Annotated in this window: 4 protein-coding genes; all 4 read left to right on the forward strand. The window is 41.8% G+C overall.

What is annotated here, in order from left to right; all coding sequences use genetic code 11:
- Positions 1-69: 69 nt before the first annotated feature.
- The 4 genes from BIW15_RS25185 (at position 70) to BIW15_RS23635 (ending at position 2,915) form a co-directional block, all read left to right on the forward strand.
- Complete coding sequence (locus BIW15_RS25185; RefSeq protein ID WP_077281716.1) at positions 70-471, forward strand: hypothetical protein; 402 nt, start codon at positions 70-72, stop codon at positions 469-471.
- Between the two features lie 135 nt (positions 472-606).
- Entirely contained in the window at positions 607-1,008 is a 402-nt protein-coding gene (locus tag BIW15_RS23625; protein ID WP_029841440.1) for a DUF2007 domain-containing protein, read from the forward strand.
- Between the two features lie 151 nt (positions 1,009-1,159).
- A complete protein-coding gene (locus BIW15_RS23630; RefSeq protein ID WP_077281717.1) occupies positions 1,160-1,762 on the forward strand; it encodes a DUF4145 domain-containing protein in 603 nt (200 codons plus the stop codon).
- 154 nt (positions 1,763-1,916) lie between these two features.
- The gene (locus BIW15_RS23635) at positions 1,917-2,915 is read left to right on the forward strand and encodes an alpha/beta fold hydrolase (RefSeq protein ID WP_077281718.1); all 999 of its coding nucleotides are present in this window, start codon (positions 1,917-1,919) and stop codon (positions 2,913-2,915) included.
- Positions 2,916-2,951 lie beyond the last annotated feature (36 nt).

Here is a 2,951-nt window from a genome sequence, read left to right on the forward strand (position 1 = left end):
AGGTGGTATGCGGCGGCTTTGGTATTGCGTTGCTCACCCCTTAACAGGGCGTTATGTGCAGGATGAAGTATGCAGGACGAAATTAATCAATATCATGAATTAGCTAAAGATGCAGGAAATCGACTGAGAGCTTACATCTTATCGGTTTCATCAGGTGCAACAGGTGTTTTTTTCTTGGCTTTGACTAAGGATGATCAAAAATACTCAGATTTAGAGCAAATTTTACTTTCTGCCGCTTTAATCAGTTTTGTTATTACTGTTGTTCTATGCCTTTATGAACTTCGTGTGGATGCAAAGCGATTCTTTGCGCTTACACAAGAGTTGAAAAAATCGAAAGATGAACAATGTTGGAAAGCCAATGAAAAATACAAGAAAAAACGGTATTGGCTAATTCATAGTTCGTACGTAACTCTTGGTATTGCTATGACAGCTACAAGTGCATTTTTGGTTCTGCGCATACTCTGCACATAACAAACTGTTCAAGAGGGATTCGCAACGCGTGGCATTTTTACAATGCGTTGATATTAGTGATTAAGGTGGTGTGCGGTGGCTTCGGTATTGCGTTGCTCACCCCTTAACAGGGCGTTATACCACAAGGAGTAAAATGTGATTGTAGTAGCAAGGTTTTCTTTTCCTCATGAAGCCCATATTGCGAAAGCGAGCCTAGATAGTGCCGGAATAGACAGTCACATCGCTGACGAGCACACGGTGAATACTCAGTGGCTTTATTCAAACGCCATGGGCGGTGTTCGTCTGATGGTGGCCGAGAGTGATGCAGAGGAAGCGAAACAAATACTTAGTAGTGACTTTTCAGAATCATTGGAAAATGAAGTTGCCGTTGATGAAGCAAAAGATGTTTGCCCTAACTGTGGTAGCACAGAGCTATTTGCATTTACAAAAGGTAAGCGTCCAGCTTTCTTAGTATTTATCTTACTGGGTTTTCCACTGTTTTTTTACAAGCATGGTTACAAGTGTAAGCAGTGCGGGGAGTTCAGTGAAAAGCTTTGAGTAGTGGTATAACAAAGCGTTTAAGAGGGATTCTCAACGCTTGGCGGTTTTGGTTCAATGTTTGGCTTTTGTGTTTAAGGCACAATGGCTTAGGTTGGGTGGTTTGCGTTGTTCACCCCTTAACGCGGCGTTATGTTTCAAGGAGGAAAATTTGGAATTTTTAGACAAAGGTTATATGAATTGGAGAAGACCTACAGACTTACCCAATATGTCTTGGCGTTGTGGCTATTGTGGAGATAAGGTCTCATCAACAAAAGGTCTTCCTATAGGGGAACACGGTGATGGTAGTGGACAGGTTATAGGAGGTATTTGGATATGTTCAAATTGTCATGCTCCTACATTTTTTAGCCCGAATCACGGTAAGTTTCCAGAGAGTTCATTTGGAAACGCAGTGAGTCATGTTCCCGAAGAGCTTTATAGTCTTTATAAAGAAGCAAGGCGCTGTACTAGCCAAAATTGTTATACAGCGGCGGTACTGCTGTGTAGAAAAATACTAATGAACATAGCTGTTGAGTTGGGGGCTGAAGCTGGTAAGAGCTTTGTGACTTATATAAATCATCTGTCTGTAGAAAACTATATTCCACCGAATGCGAGACATTGGGTAGACCACATTCGGCAGAAAGGAAATGAGGCTAACCACGAAGTTCATGCCATGACAGTTGACGATGCTAAGGAGCTAGTTTTGTTTACAGAGATGCTTTTAAAGTTGGTATTTGAGTTTCCTAAGTTAGTACCAAGTCCCACAGAAACATAACAAAGCATTCAAGAGGGACAGTCAACGCGTGGCGAGCTTGGTTTAAATCTTGGCATCTGTGTTTACGGTATTAAATTGAAGTTTGGTGGTAGCGCGTTGCTGCCCCTTAATGCGGCGTTATATTTTTGTTTTACGTCAGTGGATAAAGGAAAGTATGAAAAGAATAGTTTTAGCCTCTTTATGCTGCTTCAGTTCGGCAAGCATGGCGGCAATAGGCATCGCGGAAGACAATTACCAAGATAATGAAAGGCATAGGCTCATTGAGACTAAGATATTTTACCCAACAACGACGACCGCTTCCGAAGCCATTTTCGCCGAAAATATTGCTTTCTATGGGTTTAAGGCTGCTAAATCAGCAATCCCAAAGGGTAGGGGTTTTCCATTGTACATCCTAGTTCACGGGACTTCAGGTAATTGGAAAAACCTATCATGGCTTGGGAGTGAGTTAGCTGAGAATGGTGCTTTTGTCGTGTCAGCAAATCATCCTACTTACACAACAGGTCAAGCTACGCCCGAGGGCGTCCTCAGAATGTGGGAGCAGCCTCGAGATGTCTCCTTCCTTATCGATCAGATACTATCAAGTAATTACGCCCAGTATGTAGACAAAGATAATATAACGGTCATCGGTTACTCTTTGGGTGGTTATACAGCATTAGCATTAGCAGGCGCAAAGTTCGATATTAAGGGGTATCAAGAATACTGTCATAAGTACAATGATGCATCATGCGATTATTATAGCAATGTACTGAATGAGCTTTCACAACAAGAACGTCTTATGATCTCGGGCGATTACAGGGATAAACGGATAAAAAATGCAGTTGCGATTGCTCCAGGTTACGTGCCTGCGATATTACCTAAATCGTTAGATACTCTGTCGGCAAAAACAGTAGTAGTTGGTGCTGAGTTGGACGAGACTATCCCGCCTAAGCTACAAATTACTCCGTATATAAATACCAACCTAAGCAATCTTTCTTACAATGAAATCAAAGGTGCTTCGCACTTCAGTTTTATGCAAGTTTGTAAGCCTCAGGCTATTGAGGTTTTGGCAGAAGAGGATGCGGCTTTTGTTTGTCAAGAAACTGGTAACGTCGACCGAATCTCAATTCATAAAAGATTACTTGAGGTACTGAGTCCACAGAAATCAAAAATATAACAAACTGTTTAAGAGCGATTCGCAACGCGTGGCATT

Origin of the sequence: Vibrio sp. SALL6 (genome assembly GCF_002002385.1) — a bacterium.
Lineage (GTDB): Bacteria > Pseudomonadota > Gammaproteobacteria > Enterobacterales > Vibrionaceae > Vibrio > Vibrio parahaemolyticus.